Below are 17,410 nucleotides of genomic sequence, written 5' to 3'. Positions count from 1 at the left end.
ATCAGGGGCGGGCGCCGACCTCCACCGGAACGGTCCGCTCGATGCCGGCGCGCGAGGCCTGCCACCCCAGCAGCGCGGCGCAGCCCGCCGAGAACACCACGGACACCAGGGCCGTCGCCGGGTCGCCGCCGGTGGACGGGTCCACGTACGAGTCGGCGGCGGTGCCGACCAGCGTGCCGACGGCGATCACCACCACGTTGTTCACCACGTGCAGGGCGATCGCCGCCTCGAGTCCGCCGGTGCGCCACGTCAACCAGACGGCGGCCGCGGCGAACGCGCCCAGGTCCAGCAGGATCCAGACGTCGAGGGACCCGTGCGCGAGGGCGAAGACCGCCGTGGAGACCAGACCGCCGACGATCCAGCCGACGAGCGGGCGGCGGAACCAGGAGCCCACGGAGGCCAGCACCCAGCCGCGGAACAGGTACTCCTCACCCGCCGCCAGGAACGGGGTGAGCACGAACGCCATGAGGAACAGCCACACCCAGTCCTCGGAACGCGGCAGGACCACCGCCCCGGTCAGCGCCCAGGTGCCCACCACGTAGACGAGGTAGACCGGCAGCAGCACCAGCGTGCAGCGCAGTATCCAGGCCCAGCGCACCCGCCCGGTCACCGAGTGCAGGAACCGGGCGGCCACCGGGTGGCCCCAGTGCACAGCCAGCAGGGCGACGGGGATGAGCGCGGCTAGCATCACGTTGTTGACTGCGACCACCGGTGCGGACTCGAGGGCCGCGTCGTACACCGCGTCCGGGGCGTCGAGCACGCCCGGGCCTGCCGAGGAGACCAGCGCGGGGACCATGGCGAGGCCTCCCACCACGACCCACACGATCGTCAGGCCGAGGGCGATGCCGAACGAGCCCAGCGGATGCCACCAGCGGTGCCGCGGCGTCCGCATGGTCTGGGAGTAGTCCGCGCCGATCAGCGGCAGATCCAGCGGCCTGGCCGGCCGTGGGGGAGCCGCCGGCGGGAACGGGGCAGTGGCCGCTCCGGAGCCCTGGGGCCCGAACCCGCCCTGTGGGATGACGCCGTACGGCGCCTGCTGCGGAGGAATGCCCTGCGGCGGCACCCCGGAGGGCGCCTGCTCGGGGGAGGCCGGCCGGCGCGGCGGCTCGTCGAGGGCGGGGTTGTACGGCGGCTGGCTCATGAGGAAGACGCTAGCAACGCACCCGGACGCTGCGGAGCCGCCCTGAGGCGGAGGCGCACCCGCGACGAAAGGGCGAGGCGCCGTCGTCGTGTAGGCTGGAGGGTCGGTGCCCGCTGCAGTCCGCGGTGGAGGGCATCCCGGACGCCCGGCGTCCGGCCCACTGTTCGCGGCACAACTCTCAAGGAGTTCACCATGGCCCTGGATCCGGCTGTCAAGCAGCAGATCATCAAGGAGTACGCCACCCACGAGGGCGACACCGGTTCGCCGGAGGTGCAGATCGCGGTCCTGTCGCGTCGCATCAAGGACCTGACCGAGCACCTCAAGGAGCACAAGCACGACCACCACACCCGCCGCGGCCTGATGGCCATGGTCGGTCGCCGTCGTCGCATGCTCGGCTACCTCAAGGACACCGACATCGAGCGCTACCGCTCGCTGATCGAGCGCCTCGGCCTGCGCAAGTGACGCAGTGCTGAACAGGCGATGACGAGGCGGCACCGGACCGGCGTGGGACTCCCGCCCGGTGCGGTGCCGCCTCTAGTCTGTTCTACGACGACGGCCGCACACCTGACGCGGTCGCGTCACCACGACCGAAGTACCCGACGCCCCTGCCGGCACCCTTCGCGGTCCTCGACAGTGGCTCCCGGACCCGCCCCCTCACAGGGCAGGCGGACGCCGAGGGCCTCGATCGAAGACCAGGACGGTGCCTCCGGATGTGCAGGGACGTCGTCTCTGAAAGGAGGGACCATGGAAGGTCCTGAGATCACGTTCGCCGAAGCCGTCATCGACAACGGCTCCTACGGAAAGCGCACCGTCCGCTTCGAGACCGGCCGCCTCGCCCAGCAGGCCGCCGGCGCCGCGATGGTGTACATCGACGAGGAGACGTCGATGCTGTCCGCCACCACCGTCGGCAAGTCCCCGCGCGAGGGCTTCGACTTCTTCCCGCTCACCGTGGACGTCGAGGAGCGCATGTACGCCGCGGGCCGCATCCCCGGCTCGTTCTTCCGCCGCGAGGGCCGCCCGACCACCGACGCGATCCTCACCTGCCGCCTGATCGACCGTCCGCTGCGCCCCGCCTTCGTCAAGGGCATCCGCAACGAGGTCCAGGTCGTGGTGACCGTCACCTCCATCGCCCCGGACGAGATCTACGACACCGTGGCCATCAACGCCGCGTCCATGTCCACCCAGCTCTCCGGCCTGCCGTTCTCCGGCCCGATCGGCGGCGTGCGCATGGCCCTGCTGGACAACGGCATGGGCGAGCGTCAGTGGGTGGCGTTCCCGAAGCACTCCCAGCTGAAGGACGCCGTCTTCAACATGGCCGTGGCCGGCCGCATCGCCGGTGACGACATCGCCGTGATGATGGTCGAGGCCGAGGCCACCCCGGACGCCTGGACCCTCATCAAGGATCAGGGCGCCGGTGCCCCGACCGAGGAGGTCGTGGCCGAGGGCCTCGAGGCCGCCAAGCCGTTCATCCGCACCCTGTGCGAGGCCCAGGCCGACCTGGCCGCCCGCGCCGGCAAGGAGCCGGTGGACGTGCCGGTCTTCAAGGACTACGAGGACGACGCCTACGCCGCCGTGGAGAAGCTCGCCTCCGAGCGCCTGACCGAGATCTTCTCGATCGGCGACAAGCAGGAGCGCGAGGCCGCCTCCGACGCCTACCACGCCGAGGTCATCGAGGAGCTCGCCGGAGAGGGCAAGGAGTTCGAGGAGCGCCGCAGCGAGATCGCCAAGGCGTTCGGCTCGGTCACCAAGGAGATCGTGCGCCAGCGCATCCTGCGCGAGCAGGTCCGCATCGACGGCCGCGGCCTCACTGACATCCGCAAGCTCACCGCCGAGGTCGAGGTCCTGCCGCGCGTGCACGGTTCCGCGATCTTCGAGCGCGGCGAGACGCAGATCATGGGCGTCACCACGCTGAACATGCTCAAGATGGAGCAGCAGATCGACTCCCTGGCGCCGGAGACCTCGAAGCGCTACATCCACCACTACAACTTCCCGCCGTACTCCACCGGCGAGACCGGCCGCGTGGGCTCCCCGAAGCGCCGCGAGATCGGCCACGGCGCCCTCGCCGAGCGCGCCGTGGTGCCGGTGCTGCCCTCCCGTGAGGAGTTCCCGTACGCGATCCGCCAGGTCTCCGAGGCCCTCGGCTCCAACGGCTCCACCTCCATGGGCTCGGTCTGCGCCTCCACCCTGTCCCTGCTGAACGCCGGTGTGCCGCTGCGCGCCCCGGTCGCCGGCATCGCCATGGGCCTGGTCTCCGCCGAGGTGGACGGCCAGACCCAGTACGCCGCCCTGACCGACATCCTCGGCGCCGAGGACGCGTTCGGGGACATGGACTTCAAGGTGGCCGGAACCTCCGAGTTCGTCACCGCGATCCAGCTGGACACCAAGCTCGACGGCATCCCGGCCTCCGTGCTCGCCGCCGCGCTGACCCAGGCCCGTGAGGCCCGCCTGCACATCCTGTCCGTGCTGAACGCCGCGATCGACGGCCCGGACGAGATGGCCCCGACCGCGCCGCGCATCATCGCGGTGCGCATCCCGGAGGACAAGATCGGTGCGGTCATCGGCCCCAAGGGCGCCATGATCAACCAGATCCAGGACGACACCGGCGCGGAGATCACCATCGAGGACGACGGCACCGTGCTGATCGGCGCGACCGACGGCGCCTCCGCCGAGGCCGCCCGCTCCGCCGTGAACGCGATCGCCAACCCGCAGGTCCCCGAGGTCGGCGAGCGCTACCTCGGCACCGTGGTGAAGCTGACCACCTTCGGCGCCTTCGTGTCCCTGACCCCGGGCAAGGACGGCCTGCTGCACATCTCCGAGCTGCGCAAGCTCAACGACGGCAAGCGCGTGGACGACGTCGAGGACGTCGTGGGCGTGGGCCAGAAGGTCCAGGTCGAGATCACCAAGATCGACGACCGCGGCAAGCTCTCGCTCGCCCCGGTGGTCGCCGAGGACGGCGCCGAGGCGGAGACCGCCGACGCCGTCGAGTCCTCGGAGTCGACCGAGGCCTGATCGGCCCGCCCCGGTGAGGGAGGGGTTGCACGGCCCCTCGGCCTGATCGGCCCGCCCCGGTGAGGGGAAGGGCCGCACGGTCCCTCGGCCTGATCGGCCCTGACGCACGGCCCCGTGCCGGCGAGCGGACAGCTCGTCGGTGCGGGGCCGACGTCGTGCTCGGAGGAGGGTGCGCTTCGGGCAGCTCGTCCGCTGGCCACCCCGCGCGCCGCGCCGAGCCAGAAGGTTCGGCCCCTTCGTGCACTCGGGAAGTGCCCACTTCTTCTGGTTCGGCGAGCCAGAAGGTTTGGCCGGTTGACGGCCCGCTGAAGTAGCCGTTTGTTCTGGTTCGCCGCGGGGTGGCGCCGGGGTGATCGCCGAGCCAGAAGCTTTGGCCCCTTCGTGCATTCGGGAAGTGCCCACTTCCTCTGGTTCGGCGCGGGGTGACGGCGGGGCGTTCGGCGAGCAAGAAGGATTGGCACCGGGTCGCCCGGTTCGCACCCTCGCGCCGGGTCCGGAACAATGGAGCGGGTGACGTCCATCCAACAGATTCCCCTCGACTACACCGGCACGCTCGCGGACGACGGCGCCGGTGAGATCCGCCGCTCCGTGCTGCCCGGCGGCGTGCGCGTGCTGACCGAGGCGATGCCGAACCAGCGCTCGGTGACGATCGGCTACTGGGTGGCGGTCGGTTCCCGCGACGAGTCCCCGCAGGGGTTCGGCTCCACCCACTTCCTGGAGCACCTGCTGTTCAAGGGCACCCCCACCCGCAGCGCGATGGACATCGCGGCGGCCTTCGACCGCGTCGGCGGGGAGTCCAACGCCGGCACGGCGAAGGAGTCCACGGTCTACCACGCCCGCGTGCTGGACGAGGACCTGCCGATGGCGATCGAGGTCCTCACGGACATGCTGGCCTCCTCGGTGATCGACCCGGCCGAGATGGAGACCGAGCGCGGCGTGATCCTCGAGGAGCTCGCCATGGACGCGGACGACCCCGTGGACTACGCCCACGAGCGCCTCGCGGAGGTCCTGCTCGGGGCGCACCCGCTGGCCCGCCCGATCGGCGGCACCCCGGACACCATCCGCGGCGTCACCCGCGATCACGTGTGGGACCACTACGCGCACTGGTACCGCCCGGACGAGATCGTGGTGACCGCCGCCGGCGGTCTGGAGCACGACGAGGTCTGCCGCCTGGTCCTCGAGGCCCTGTCCCGGTCCGGCTGGGACCTGCCCGAGGGAGCCTCCCCGGCCCCGCGCCGCGCCGTGGACACCACCGCTGGCGCGGCCGCGTCGATCGCCCCCGGCATGCACCGCTTCGCCAAGCAGGTGGAGCAGGCCAACGTGCTGGTGGGCGGCCGCTCGCTGTCCACCACGGATGAGGACCGCTTCGCCCTGGGCGTGATGAACGCGATCCTCGGCGGCGGCATGTCCTCCCGACTGTTCCAGCAGATCCGTGAGCGTCGCGGGCTGGCGTACTCCACCTACTCGTTCTCCGCGGGCTACTCGGACCTGGGCTACTACGGCCTCTACGCGGGCTGCCAGCCCTCCCGCGTCAGCGAGGTCGCAGACCTCATGGTGGCCGAGTTGGAGAGGATGGCCACCGAGCACGTCACCGCGGAGGAGCTGGACCGCGCCCACGGCCAGATCTGCGGCGGCACGGTGCTCGGCATGGAGTCCACCGGTGCCCGTATGTCCCGCCTCGGCCGGTCCGAGCTGGTGCTCGGCGAGTTCGTGGATCTCACCGGCTCCCTGGACCGTGTCCGTGCCGTCGGCGCCGAGGACGTCCGAGCCGTCGCCGCCCGCCTGGTGGAGGGGGAGCGGGCGTCCGTCGTGGTCGGCCCGGAGGCCTGATCCGGCGCGTAGGCTGGTACGCATGAGTGCCGAGTACACCCCCGCAGCCGAGAACGCCCGGATCCGCGTCGCCCTGCTGGGTGCCTCCGGGAAGATGGGCCGCCGTGCCGTGGAGGCGGTCACTGCCGCAAAGGACATGGAGCTGGTCGCCGAGCTGACCTCCACGGACCCCCTCGAGCGCGTCGTCGAGGCCGGGGCCACGCACGTGGTGGACCTCACGGTCCCGGACGCCTCCCCGGACAACGTGGCGTTCGCGGTGGAGCACGGCCTGCACACCGTTGTGGGCACCTCGGGCTGGGTCCAGCAGCGCCGTGAGCGCCTGCAGGCCCAGCTTGCTCAGCACCCGCAGGTCGGCGTGCTCATCGCCCCGAACTTCTCGGTCGGCTCCGTGCTGGCCTCCGCCTTCGCCGCGAAGGCGTCCCGGTTCTTCGAGTCGGTGGAGGTCGTCGAGCTGCACCACCCGGCGAAGCTGGACGCGCCCTCGGGCACCGCGGTGCGCACCGCGGAGATGATCGCCGCCTCCCGCGCGGAGGCGGGCGTGGCCCCGAGCCCGGACGCCACCGAGCGTGACCCGGACGGCGCCCGCGGCGCGGAGGTGGACGGTGTGCGTGTGCACGCGGTGCGCCTGCGCGGGCTGGAGGCGCACCAGGAGGTGCTCATGGGCGGCCCCGGCGAGCAGCTCACCGTCCGCCACGACGCCTTCGACCGCGGCGCCTACATGCCCGGCGTGCTGCTGGGCCTGCGCCGGGTGGCCGCGCACCCGGGCCTGACGTACGGACTGGACGGATACCTCGACCTTGACTGACCCGCACACCCCGCACGAGCCGGCCGACGCTCCCGACCGCCGGGACGCCACCGCCACCGGCGGCGAGCCCCGGCCGCAGCGTCCCCTGCTGACCAAGGTGGGGGTGGCCGCGGTCACCCTGCTGCTGCTGTTCTTCGCCGGCGTGGCCGTGTACTCGGCGATCGGCTTCGTCATGGCCCCGCAGCCGGTGGCGAAGCTGATCGGCGTGGCCGTGCTCGGCATCGTGGCGGTCGGTCTGTGGGCCCTGTGGCGCGAGATCCGCTTCGGCCTGCTCTCCGAGCGCATGGCCGCGATCCTCGCCGCCGAGGGCAACCTGCCGGTGGACGACCTGCCGCGTTCGCCCGGCGGCCGCATCGACCGCGCCTCGGCGGACGCCGAGTTCGAGACCTACCGCATCGAGGCCGAGGCCGCCCCGCAGTCCTGGCGTGCCTGGTACCGGCTCGGCCTGGCCTACGACGCCTCCGGGGACCGTCGCCGCGCCCGCGGCGCGATCCAGACCGCCGGCCGCCTCTTCACCGAGGACGCCCGCGCCGCCCGCAGCTGACCGCTCAGCCTCCGCGCCCCGTTCGGGTCCGTCCGGGGCGTCCGCCTGTGGGGCGGGCGCTGCCGGCCAGCCTCAGCGTGGTCCGGGCCCCCGCTTCCCGACGACGGCACTCGCCGCCGCCTGCAGGCCAGCCTCGAGCGGTCCCCTGCTCCGGCACAGGCGGAAGGCCAGCGCCACGGCGAGGCAGCCGGCCCACGCCACGAGCACGGCCACGTCCGTGTTCCAGCACCAGCCGGGCTCTGCGCAGACGGCGGACGGGCCCCGCAGCCCCGCGTCGGCCAGGGGTGCGAGCACCATCAGGTGTCCGGCGTAGAGGGTGAGCGGGATCCGTCCCACCGCCTCGAGCGGCGCGGGCAGGACCCGCAGCGGCACCCGCCCCGACGCCCGCTCCCGCAGCGGCACCCGCCCCGATGCCCGCTCCCGCAGCGGCCCGGAGGCCACGGCTGAGGGGACGACGGCCGCGGTCCGGTCGGCGAGCAGCACTGCCAGACCGAGCAGGGCCGTGGCCGCCCCGGCGACGCGCACCGCCTCGCCCATGCCACCGCCGTGGGGCACGGCCAGCGCCAGCCACAGCGGGTCCGGGATGAGCCAGACCAGGGAGTGCTCTCCGGTCAGCAGGGTGGCCCGCAGCGTCTGAAGGTCCACGCCCGTGGCCGTGGAGATCCGCACCCGCAGGGACTCGTCGCGGGGGAGGGCCAGCCACACGGCGGCACCGGCTCCCCAGGCCGCCGCGCCTGCCGCCAGCATCCGCCCCGCGGCACGCGGCAGCTCTCCCCGGTCCCGGGCGGCCTCGACGGCGCGGCCCAGGCCGATGCCCAGCATCAGGAAACCGCCCCAGGCCAGCACCGGGTAGTAGCCGGTGAGCAGCAGGTCCGAGAGCAGCACGCCGGGCCGGAGCAGGTCGGCGGGAGCCGGCGAGGTCCAGAGCCGGCCGTCCACGGACACGGCGGTCCGGCCGAGGAAGGACCAGCCCAGCGCGGTCAGGGCGAACACGGCCACGGGTCCGAGCAGGGTCCAGGCCACGCCGGCGGCCAGCGCAGTCCGGACCCGCAGCCGCAGCAGGGCAGGAGCCAGCGCGAACAGCACGCCGTAGTGGCACAGGATGACCGCCACGGGGGACTCGAGCAGGCCCAGCAGCAGCCCGAGCAGGAACAGCAGCCCCGCGCGGACCAGGAGGCGGGTGGTCCGCCGGGGGTGAGGGTCCGTCGTCGGGAGGCCGGCGGAGCCGGGGGAGGGCCAGCTGAGTGCGAGGGAGACGCCGGCAACCACCACGAACACCGCCGAGGCGAGCCCGGCGAACGCCAGGTGCTCCCAAGAGGGCGAGCCGTCCGCTGCGGTCGGGTTCCCCACATGCACGGCCACCATGCCCAGCACCGCCAGCCCGCGGACGGCGTCCACGCCCCGCACACGACGGGCCGGTCGAACCGACGCGGGGCCGCGCCCGGAGGCGGGGGAGGAGGCAGAGGTCACGGCAGGCTCCCGAGACGGCGGCGGACGGCGGGCGGTGCGTCTCCGCATGGCGGAACGGCCTCATTCTCCCAGGTGGCGGGCGGTAGGCTGGACCCATGAGTGAGATCCGCGCCAGCCTCGCACCCGTCGACCCCGTGTTCGGCACCGTCGTGCCCGCCATGGTCACGCCCATGCGGCCGGACGGCTCCGTGGACCTGGACGCCGCCCAGGCGCTCGCCGAGCACCTGGTGGACAACGGCGCCGACGGTCTCGTGGTCACCGGCACCACCGGCGAGACCTCGACCCTCACGGACGAGGAGAACGTCGCCATGTTCCGCGCCGTCGTGGAGGCGGTCGGTGGGCGCGCGAAGGTCGTCGCCGGCACCGGCACGAATGACACGAACCACTCGCTGCACCTGAGCCAGGCGGCCGCCGAGACCGGCGTGGACGGCCTGCTCCTGGTGACCCCGTACTACAACAAGCCCCCGCAGGCCGGCATCGCGGCGCACTTCCGTGCGGTCGCGGACAAGGTCGACCTGCCCATCATGCTCTACGACATCCCGGGCCGCTCCGTGATGCCGATCCAGGCCGAGACGCTCCTGTCCCTGGCCGAGCACCCGAACATCGTGGCACTCAAGGACGCCAAGGGCGACCTGCAGTCCACGACCACCGTCCTGGCCGAGACCGACCTGGTGGTCTACTCCGGCGACGACGGCGCCACCCTGCCGCTGATGTCCCTGGGCGCCGTGGGCGTCGTCTCCGTGTCCGCCCACGTGGCCCCCGCGAAGTACCGCGAGCTCGTGGACGCCGCCAACGCCGGCGATATCGCCGCCGCCCGGAAGGCCCACTTCGAGCTGGACCCGGTCCAGCGCGCAATCATGACCCACGTCCAGGGCGCGGTCGCCGCCAAGGCCGTCCTCGCCGCCCAGGGCGTCATCCCGGCCGCCACCGTGCGGCTGCCGCTCGTCGAGGCCACCTCGGACGAGCTCTCGATCATCCGCGCCGACCTCGCGGAGGCCGGCATCACCTTCTAGAAGGGAAACCCACACCATGCCCTCAGGCGCACGCCTGCAGACCCCGCCCAAGCTCAAGAAGGGCGCACTTAGGATCGTGCAGCTCGGAGGTCTCGAAGAGGTCGGCCGCAACATGGTCACCTTCGAGATCGACGGCAAGATCCTCGTCGTCGACTGCGGCGTCCTCTTTCCCGAGGACACCCAGCCCGGCGTCGACCTGATCCTCCCGGACTTCTCCTACCTGAAGGACCGGCTGGAGGACATCGTGGGCATCGTGCTCACCCACGGCCACGAGGACCACATCGGTGCCGTGCCGTACCTGCTGCGGCTCAAGTCCGACATCCCGCTGATCGGCTCCCAGCTCACCCTCGCCCTGATCGAGGCCAAGCTCGAGGAGCACCGCATCAAGCCGCTCACCCTCGCCGTGAAGGAGGGGGACACCGAGCGGTTCGGCCCCTTCGAGTGCGAGTTCGTGGCCGTCAACCACTCCATCCCGGACGCGCTCGCCGTGTTCGTCCGCACCGCCGCGGGCACCATCCTGCACACCGGCGACTTCAAGATGGACCAGCTGCCGCTCGACGGCCGCATCACGGACCTGCGCGCCTTCGCCCGGCTGGGCGAGGAGGGCGTGGACCTGTTCATGACGGACTCCACCAACGCGGAGGTCCCGGGCTTCACCATGACCGAGAAGGAGATCGGCCCGACCATCGAGCGCTACTTCGCGGACGCGAGGCAGCGGATCGTGGTGGCCTCCTTCTCCTCGCACGTGCACCGTGTGCAGCAGGTCCTGGACGCGGCCGCGAAGCACGGCCGCAAGGTCGCCTTCGTCGGCCGCTCGATGATCCGCAACATGGGCATCGCCTCGAAGCTCGGCTACCTGGACGTGCCCGACGGCCTGCTCATCGACGCCCGCAAGGTGGACAAGTACCGGGACGACGAGGTCGTGCTGATGTGCACCGGCTCCCAGGGCGAGCCGATGGCCGCCCTGTCCCGCATGGCCAACGGCGACCACCAGGTCCAGCTGGAGGAGGGCGACCTCGTGGTCCTCGCCTCCTCGCTGATCCCGGGCAACGAGAACTCCGTCTTCCGCATCATCAACGCCCTCATGAAGCTGGGCGTGCAGGTGGTGCACAAGGGCATGGCCAAGGTGCACGTCTCCGGCCACGCCTCCGAGGGCGAGCTGCTCTACTGCTACAACATCGTCAAGCCGCGTCACGTCATGCCGGTGCACGGCGAGACCCGCCACCTGATCGCCAACGGCCGCATCGCGCAGAAGACCGGCGTGCCGGAGGAGAACATCGTCCTGGCCGCCAACGGCACCGTGGTGGACATGGCGGACGGCCGCGTCCGCGCCGTCGGCGAGATCGACTGCGGCTACGTCTACGTGGACGGCTCCTCGATCGGCGAGATCTCGGACGCGGACCTGAAGGACCGCATGGTGCTCGGCGAGGAGGGCTTCGTCTCCGTCATCACCGTGGTGAACCGCCAGTCCGGCAAGATCATCTCCGGCCCGGACATCCACGTCCGAGGCGTGGCCGAGGACGCCAAGGTGTTCGAAGGCATCAAGCCCAAGATCGCCCGCGCGCTCGAGGAGGCCGTGCAGTCCGAGAAGACGCACACCACCCACCAGCTGCAGCAGGTCGTCCGCCGCACCATCGGCACCTGGATCAACCGCAAGCTGCGCCGCCGCCCGATGATCGTCCCGGTGGTCATCGAGGCCTGACCGGGACGCAGCCGGCCGCGCGTCGCCCGCACGCCGGTCGCGTGTTGGTAGCGCCGGCCGCGCGTCGCTCGCCACACGGGCCGCGCGCCGGCAGCACCGCCCGGGCCCGCTGGCCCGTCACGGCCGCCCGAAGCCCCGCGGTGTCCTCCTGGGACGCCGCGGGGCTTCGCGGTACCGTAGGAGCGATATGGCGACTCGTACTTCCCCCGCGCGCTCGTCGTCCTCCTCCACCCGTTCCCGCTCCGGCTCCCGCCGGTCCGGGGGCTCCACGCGAGGCAAGGGCGCGACCACCAAGACCACCGTCGACCTGGACCGGCCGCCGCTGCCGGTCCGGGTCCTCCACGCGATCTGGATGGCCCTGGCCACCCCGGTCGGCGCCGTCGTGCGCAAGCTCGGCCCGGACGTGCGCATCCCGCGTGAGGACCGCCGGGACGGCACCGGCTTCCTGCTCGTGCTCCTGGCCGCGCTCGTCGCCGCCGTCGAGTGGTGGGGCCTGCGGGACGTCACCGAGTTCGGCCGCATCGTCAACGCGGTGGTGGCCGGCACCGTCGGCTGGTTCGCCTTCCTCGTCCCCTTCGTCCTGGTGATCATCGCCGTACGCTGCTTCCGCACGCCCACCGAGCACCGGACCAACGGACGCATCATCATCGGGCTGCTGGTCGCCACGGTCGCAGGCTCCGGCATCGCCCACCTCGCCGGGGGACTGCCCTCGGCGGCCGAGTCCTTCGAGGACATGCTTCGCGCCGGCGGCATGGTCGGCTACCTCGCCACCAGCCCCCTGGCCTCCCTGCTGACGGCCGTCCCCGTGTGGGCGGTCATGATCGCCCTCGCGTTCTTCTCCCTCCTCATCATCACGGCCACCCCGCTGGGGGCCATCGGCGAGCGCCTCCGCGCCGGCTACGCCTGGCTCACCGGGCAGGACCCGCAGGCCGCCGCCGAGATCGCCCGCGAGCGCAAGGCCGCCCGTCGGGCCCGCCGCGAGGGCCACGCGGACGAGGACGGCACCGAGGGCTCTGAGGGTCGCACGCACCCGGACCACGACCAGTCCTACCTGGACTCCACCTCCCGCACCGCCGACGCGCCGGCCCCGGCCCGGCGCCCCGGTCTGTTCGCCCGCCTGTTCGGCCGCGGCCGCCGGGCCGAGGAGCCCGTGGAGCCGGAGTACACGCAGACCCGCGCCTACGACTCGGCCCTCGTGGACGAGGACGAGACCGCCGCCGTGCCCGCGGACGAGCAGCCCACCCAGGCGCTGTCCCGTCCGCTCGACGACGCTGGCCGCCGCTCCGGCTCCCACGTCTTCGACGCCGCCGCGGACTTCCCTGAGGCCGAGGACGAGGCCGCCGGCCCGGACACCGAGGAGCTGCCGGCCGTCCCGGCGGGCGTGAAGCGCCCGACCGCCGCGGACCGCGCGCTCGAGCAGGTCCGCGAGCACGCCCGTGCCCAGCAGGCCTCCCGCCCCGCGGAGGCGGGCGCCTCCGCCCGCCCGGTGGCGAAGCATGCCGGCGAGGACTGGACCGACGCGTCCGGCGAGGCGGACGCGGACGGCAGGGGGCCGTCGTCGTCCGCGGATGCCGCCGGCGCCCCGGCCGTGCAGTCCGTCTCCACCCCGGAGCCGGTGCCGGCCGTGCCGTCCGTCCCGGCCAAGACCGAGCAGCTCGAGCTCGGCGGGGACGTGTCCTACACGCTGCCCGAGTCCTCCCTGCTGCCGGCCGGACCGGCGCCGAAGGAGCGCTCGGAGTCCAACGACCGGATCGTGGAGGCGCTGACCACCTGCTTCCAGGAGTTCAAGGTGGACGCGAAGGTCACCGGGTTCTCCCGCGGCCCCACCGTGACCCGCTACGAGGTGCACGTCGCCCCGGGCACCAAGGTGGAGAAGGTCACCGCCCTGGAGAAGAACATCGCCTACGCGGTGGCGTCCTCTGATGTGCGCATCCTCAGCCCCATCCCGGGCAAGTCGGCGATCGGCATCGAGATCCCGAACACGGACAAGGAGGTCGTCGTCCTCGGCGACGTCCTGCGCTCGCAGGCGGCCCAGCGCAACGAGCACCCGATGATCATGGGCGTTGGCAAGGACGTGGAGGGCGGCTACGTGGTGGCCAACCTGGCGAAGATGCCGCACATGCTCGTGGCCGGCGCCACCGGTGCGGGCAAGTCCTCCTTCGTGAACTCGATGATCACCTCGATCCTCATGCGCGCCACCCCGGACGACGTCCGCATGGTCATGGTGGACCCGAAGCGCGTGGAGCTCACCGCCTACGAGGGCGTCCCGCACCTGGTGACCCCGATCATCACCAACCCGAAGAAGGCCGCCGAGGCGCTGCAGTGGGTGGTGAAGGAGATGGACACCCGCTACGACGACCTCGCCGCGTTCGGCTTCAAGCACATCGACGACTTCAACAAGGCCGTCCGCGCCGGGAAGGTCCAGCTGCCGCCGGACTCGAAGCGTCAGCTGCGCCCGTACCCGTATCTGCTGGTGATCGTGGACGAGCTCGCGGACCTGATGATGGTCGCGCCGCGTGACGTGGAGGACGCGATCGTGCGCATCACCCAGCTGGCCCGTGCCGCCGGCATCCATCTGGTGCTGGCCACCCAGCGGCCGTCCGTGGACGTGGTCACCGGCCTGATCAAGGCCAACGTGCCCTCCCGCATGGCGTTCGCCACCTCTTCGGTGACCGACTCCCGCGTGGTCCTGGACCAGCCCGGTGCCGAGAAGCTCCTCGGCCAGGGCGACGCCCTGTTCCTGCCCATGGGCAAGTCCAAGCCGATGCGTGTGCAGGGCGCCTGGGTCAACGAGTCCGAGATCCACGCCGTGGTGGAGCACGTGAAGTCCCAGATGCAGGTCCAGTACCGCGACGACGTGGTGCCGGAGAAGGCCGAGAAGGTCATCGACGAGGACATCGGAGACGACCTGGACCTGCTGCTGCAGGCCGTGGAGCTGGTGGTCACCACCCAGTTCGGCTCCACCTCCATGCTGCAGCGCAAGCTCCGCGTGGGCTTCGCCAAGGCCGGCCGCCTCATGGACCTCATGGAGTCCCGCGGCGTGGTGGGCCCGTCCGAGGGCTCCAAGGCCCGCGACGTGCTGGTCAAGCCGGACGAGTTGGCCGGTGTGCTCGCCACCATCAGCGGCGACGCCCCGCCGGAGCCTGCCCCCGCGCCGGCCGCCGAGGCCCCGTCCGGCGGTGCCGGCGCGGGTGCCGGAGCCGCCGGGGGCGACGGCGCCCGTGACCTGGTGGCCGAGGACCTGGACAATCGTCCTCAGGCCCAGCAATGGCACGATGAGGACGACGCGGAGGGGTCTGAGGACGCATGGCAGCTGACCGGCCGATGAGCGGCTCTGTGAACGGTGCCGACGCGCCGACCCCGCCGGACGCCTCCGAGCAGGCGGCGGCCTCGCAGACCCCGCCTCAGCACTCCAACTGGAACCTGCCGAACGTGCTCACCGCGGTGCGCATCGTCATGGTCCCGTTCTTCGTGTGGGCGCTCTGGGCCGGCGGCCCGTGGGGCGAGGGCTCCACCGCCGCCCGCTGGATCGCGTTCGTGCTCTTCGCCGCGGCGATGTACACGGACAAGCTGGACGGGGACATCGCCCGGGCCCGCGGCATCGTGACGGACTTCGGCAAGATCGCCGACCCCATCGCGGACAAGCTGCTCACCGGCGCCGCCCTGGTGGTCTTCTCCCTGCTCGGCGAGCTGTGGTGGTGGGTCACCGTCCTGTTCCTCGTGCGCGAATGGGGGATCACCCTGCTGCGCCTGGTGGTGATCAGGTACGGCGTCATGCCGGCCTCCAGGGGCGGAAAGCTCAAGACGGTGCTGCAGACCGCGGGCATCGGCTTCCTGTCCATGCCCCTGTTCGAGGTCCTCGGCTTCTGGTGGGCCTCTGTCGGCTGGTTCTTCCTCGGCGCCGCGCTCGTGGTGACCGTGGTGACCGGCGTCGACTACGTCCGTCAGGCGGTGCTGCTGCGCCGCGAGGCCCTCGCCTCCGGGCGCGTGACCCGCTGAGTCCGGTGCCGGTGCCGGTGCCCTGAGGAGACCCACATGACGACGACGGCACAGCCCTCCGCCTTCCTCCTCGCCCTGGTCCGGGGGCTGAGGGAGCAGGGCCTGACCCTGGCCTGCGCCGAGTCCCTCACCGCCGGCCGCGTGGCGGCCGCCGTGGCCGACGTTCCCGGGGCCTCGGCCGTGCTGCAGGGCGGGGTGGTCGCCTACCAGAACCGCGTGAAGCACGAGGTGCTCGGCGTGGACGCGCAGGTGCTGGACACCCGCGGCGCCGTGGACCCGGAGACCGCCCGCCAGATGGCCGCCGGCGCGCGCCGCCTCGTCGGCGCGGACATCGGGGTCTCCACCACCGGCGTCGCCGGTCCGGAACCGCACCAGGGCAAGGCCGTGGGGACGGTCTGGGTGGGCCTGGCCGTCGGTGAGGATCTGGCGGATCGGGCGGCCGTCGTCGTGGGCGAGCGCGGTGAGCCGCAGGCGGACGGGACGGTCACGGCGGCCCGGCTCCTCCGGCTGGACGGGGACCGCGAGGAGATCCGGGCCCAGTCCACGCAGGCCGCGCTGGCCATGGTGGCCGAGCTGCTCGGCCGCTGACGTGCGCGGACCCACGCCTGCCGCGCCGCCGGTGCGATGCCGTCGGCCGGACGCTCACAGCGGACCGACAGGCCCCGGTCCCTCGACATCCCCGCCCCCACCGGCCGTACGGTGCTCCGGTGACCCCGCGCGACACCGAGAACCCCCTGCACCGCCCGGATGAGTCCGCTCCCGACGGCGGCGGCCGCCACGTGGTCGGGCTCGTCGCCGACCCGGGCCTGCCGTTGCGGCTGGCCGAGGACATGGCCCAGACCCTGCCGGAGGTGCTCTCCGCCCGGCTCGGGGACGCGACCGACTGGGAGGTGCGCGTTGTGGAACGGGCGCTGCCGGTCTCGGCAAACGGCGGCATGATCCTGCCGGAGGCCGTCCACGAGCTGGCCGATCAGCAGGGGTGGGACACCGTGGTGGCCGTCGTGGACCTGCCCCGCTTCGAAGATGGCCGTGGCGTGGTCGCGGACGTGGTGCCCGCCGAGCGCTGGGCCGTGGTCTGCGTGCCGGCGCTGGGTGTGCTTCGCATCCGCCATCGTCTGCGCGAGACCCTCGCGCGGGTGGTGGGCCATGTCCTGGGGGAGGAGCACGTCGGTGTGGCCGAGGACCTCGAGTTCGACGCGGACTCGGGTCACACCCGCACGGACCTCAGTGCGGGGCTGACCCCGCTGCCGCACACCGAGACGCGTGCCGAGACGGAGGGCCTGCTGCCGGACGGCACACGGTCAGGGACGGTGTTCGCCCGCGGGCTGCGCGGTCGACTGCGGCTGCTCTCGGGCATGGTCGCCGCCAACCGACCGCTGCGGATGCCGCGGTCGATGAGCTGGACGCTGGCCTCGGCCGGGGCGGTCGGCGCCTACGGCGTCTTCTTCGGCTCGATCTGGGTGCTGTCCAATGAGATGTCGGTCGGCCGGCTGACCGCGGTCATGCTGGTCTCCCTCGCGCTGCTGGTGATCTGGCTGATCACCGCGAACGGGATGTGGACTCACTCGGCGGGCAGCCGGGGGCGGGCGGGCCTGGACAATGCGGCCACGCTGGTCACCGTGGGGGTCGCCGTCTGTGTGCTCTACGCGGGGCTGTTCCTCGGCCTGGCACTCGTGGCAGGGCTGATCATCCCGCAGGGCTACCTGGCGGCCGAGCTCGGCGGCTCCGCCGGGGTGGGGGACTACGTGGCCCTGGCGTGGCTGGCCACGTCCATGGGCATGATCGCCGGCGCCGTGGGCTCCAGCTTCGACGACTCCACGGCGATCCGCACGGCCACCTACTTGTAGGAGGGCATGACGTTGTTGACACATGCAGGGGCCAGTGAGGCCGGAGGAGC

At 72.5% G+C, this 17,410-nt stretch carries 13 protein-coding genes; 11 read left to right on the top strand and 2 right to left on the bottom strand.

What is annotated here, in order from left to right:
* Window position 1: 1 nt before the first annotated feature.
* Entirely contained in the window at window positions 2–1,141 is a 1,140-nt protein-coding gene (locus tag FM125_RS03395; RefSeq protein WP_087133641.1) for a CPBP family intramembrane glutamic endopeptidase, read from the bottom strand.
* Between the two features lie 192 nt (window positions 1,142–1,333).
* Here FM125_RS03395 and rpsO point away from each other — a divergent pair, with 192 nt between their 5' ends.
* From rpsO to FM125_RS03370, 5 genes are all read left to right on the top strand, one after another.
* Window positions 1,334–1,603, top strand: a complete 270-nt coding sequence (rpsO, locus tag FM125_RS03390) for a 30S ribosomal protein S15 (RefSeq protein WP_070639323.1) — start codon at window positions 1,334–1,336, stop codon at window positions 1,601–1,603.
* A 282-nt stretch (window positions 1,604–1,885) separates the two neighbouring features.
* Complete coding sequence (locus FM125_RS03385) at window positions 1,886–4,150, top strand: polyribonucleotide nucleotidyltransferase (protein ID WP_087133640.1); 2,265 nt, start codon at window positions 1,886–1,888, stop codon at window positions 4,148–4,150.
* 510 nt (window positions 4,151–4,660) lie between these two features.
* Window positions 4,661–5,980 (top strand): M16 family metallopeptidase, encoded by a 1,320-nt coding sequence (locus FM125_RS03380; RefSeq protein ID WP_087133639.1) that lies wholly within the window; start codon window positions 4,661–4,663, stop codon window positions 5,978–5,980.
* Between the two features lie 22 nt (window positions 5,981–6,002).
* Entirely contained in the window at window positions 6,003–6,785 is a 783-nt protein-coding gene (dapB, locus tag FM125_RS03375) for a 4-hydroxy-tetrahydrodipicolinate reductase (protein ID WP_087133638.1), read from the top strand.
* A complete protein-coding gene (locus FM125_RS03370) occupies window positions 6,778–7,329 on the top strand; it encodes a hypothetical protein (protein WP_425435779.1) in 552 nt (183 codons plus the stop codon). Before dapB ends, FM125_RS03370 begins: the two co-directional genes overlap by 8 nt.
* A 72-nt stretch (window positions 7,330–7,401) precedes the next feature.
* On the opposite strand, the gene FM125_RS03365 is transcribed toward FM125_RS03370, so the two are convergent.
* Window positions 7,402–8,727, bottom strand: coding sequence for a heparan-alpha-glucosaminide N-acetyltransferase domain-containing protein (locus tag FM125_RS03365; protein WP_245829764.1), 1,326 nt, complete (start codon window positions 8,725–8,727; stop codon window positions 7,402–7,404).
* 167 nt (window positions 8,728–8,894) lie between these two features.
* Between FM125_RS03365 and dapA the strand changes: the two genes are divergently transcribed.
* The 6 genes from dapA (at window position 8,895) to FM125_RS03335 (ending at window position 17,360) form a co-directional block, all read left to right on the top strand.
* The gene (gene dapA, locus FM125_RS03360; protein ID WP_067189862.1) at window positions 8,895–9,812 is read left to right on the top strand and encodes a 4-hydroxy-tetrahydrodipicolinate synthase; all 918 of its coding nucleotides are present in this window, start codon (window positions 8,895–8,897) and stop codon (window positions 9,810–9,812) included.
* Window positions 9,813–9,828: 16 nt separating this feature from the next.
* Window positions 9,829–11,514, top strand: coding sequence for a ribonuclease J (locus tag FM125_RS03355; RefSeq protein ID WP_067189864.1), 1,686 nt, complete (start codon window positions 9,829–9,831; stop codon window positions 11,512–11,514).
* Between the two features lie 187 nt (window positions 11,515–11,701).
* A complete protein-coding gene (locus tag FM125_RS03350) occupies window positions 11,702–14,842 on the top strand; it encodes an FtsK/SpoIIIE family DNA translocase (protein ID WP_087133636.1) in 3,141 nt (1,046 codons plus the stop codon).
* On the top strand, window positions 14,839–15,513 hold the full coding sequence (locus tag FM125_RS03345; protein WP_087133663.1) for a CDP-alcohol phosphatidyltransferase family protein: 675 nt from the start codon (window positions 14,839–14,841) through the stop codon (window positions 15,511–15,513). The genes FM125_RS03350 and FM125_RS03345 overlap by 4 nt, the downstream gene beginning before the upstream one ends.
* A gap of 36 nt (window positions 15,514–15,549) precedes the next feature.
* A complete protein-coding gene (locus FM125_RS03340) occupies window positions 15,550–16,101 on the top strand; it encodes a CinA family protein (protein ID WP_067189870.1) in 552 nt (183 codons plus the stop codon).
* A 119-nt stretch (window positions 16,102–16,220) separates the two neighbouring features.
* Complete coding sequence (locus FM125_RS03335; RefSeq protein WP_087133635.1) at window positions 16,221–17,360, top strand: hypothetical protein; 1,140 nt, start codon at window positions 16,221–16,223, stop codon at window positions 17,358–17,360.
* Window positions 17,361–17,410 lie beyond the last annotated feature (50 nt).

This window comes from Micrococcus lylae (genome assembly GCF_900163825.1).
GTDB lineage: Bacteria > Actinomycetota > Actinomycetes > Actinomycetales > Micrococcaceae > Micrococcus > Micrococcus lylae.
This window is presented reverse-complemented; position numbering and strand designations above follow the sequence as displayed.

What these genes read in the sequence shown, in the direction of transcription:
- FM125_RS03395 (WP_087133641.1), bottom strand. Translation starts at nt 1,141, where the DNA reads ATGAGCCAGCCGCCGTACAACCCCGCCCTCGACGAGCCGCCGCGCCGG.
- rpsO (WP_070639323.1), top strand. Translation starts at nt 1,334, where the DNA reads ATGGCCCTGGATCCGGCTGTCAAGCAGCAGATCATCAAGGAGTACGCC.
- FM125_RS03385 (WP_087133640.1), top strand. Translation starts at nt 1,886, where the DNA reads ATGGAAGGTCCTGAGATCACGTTCGCCGAAGCCGTCATCGACAACGGC.
- dapB (WP_087133638.1), top strand. Translation starts at nt 6,003, where the DNA reads ATGAGTGCCGAGTACACCCCCGCAGCCGAGAACGCCCGGATCCGCGTC.
- dapA (WP_067189862.1), top strand. Translation starts at nt 8,895, where the DNA reads ATGAGTGAGATCCGCGCCAGCCTCGCACCCGTCGACCCCGTGTTCGGC.
- FM125_RS03355 (WP_067189864.1), top strand. Translation starts at nt 9,829, where the DNA reads ATGCCCTCAGGCGCACGCCTGCAGACCCCGCCCAAGCTCAAGAAGGGC.
- FM125_RS03350 (WP_087133636.1), top strand. Translation starts at nt 11,702, where the DNA reads ATGGCGACTCGTACTTCCCCCGCGCGCTCGTCGTCCTCCTCCACCCGT.
- FM125_RS03345 (WP_087133663.1), top strand. Translation starts at nt 14,839, where the DNA reads ATGAGCGGCTCTGTGAACGGTGCCGACGCGCCGACCCCGCCGGACGCC.
- FM125_RS03340 (WP_067189870.1), top strand. Translation starts at nt 15,550, where the DNA reads ATGACGACGACGGCACAGCCCTCCGCCTTCCTCCTCGCCCTGGTCCGG.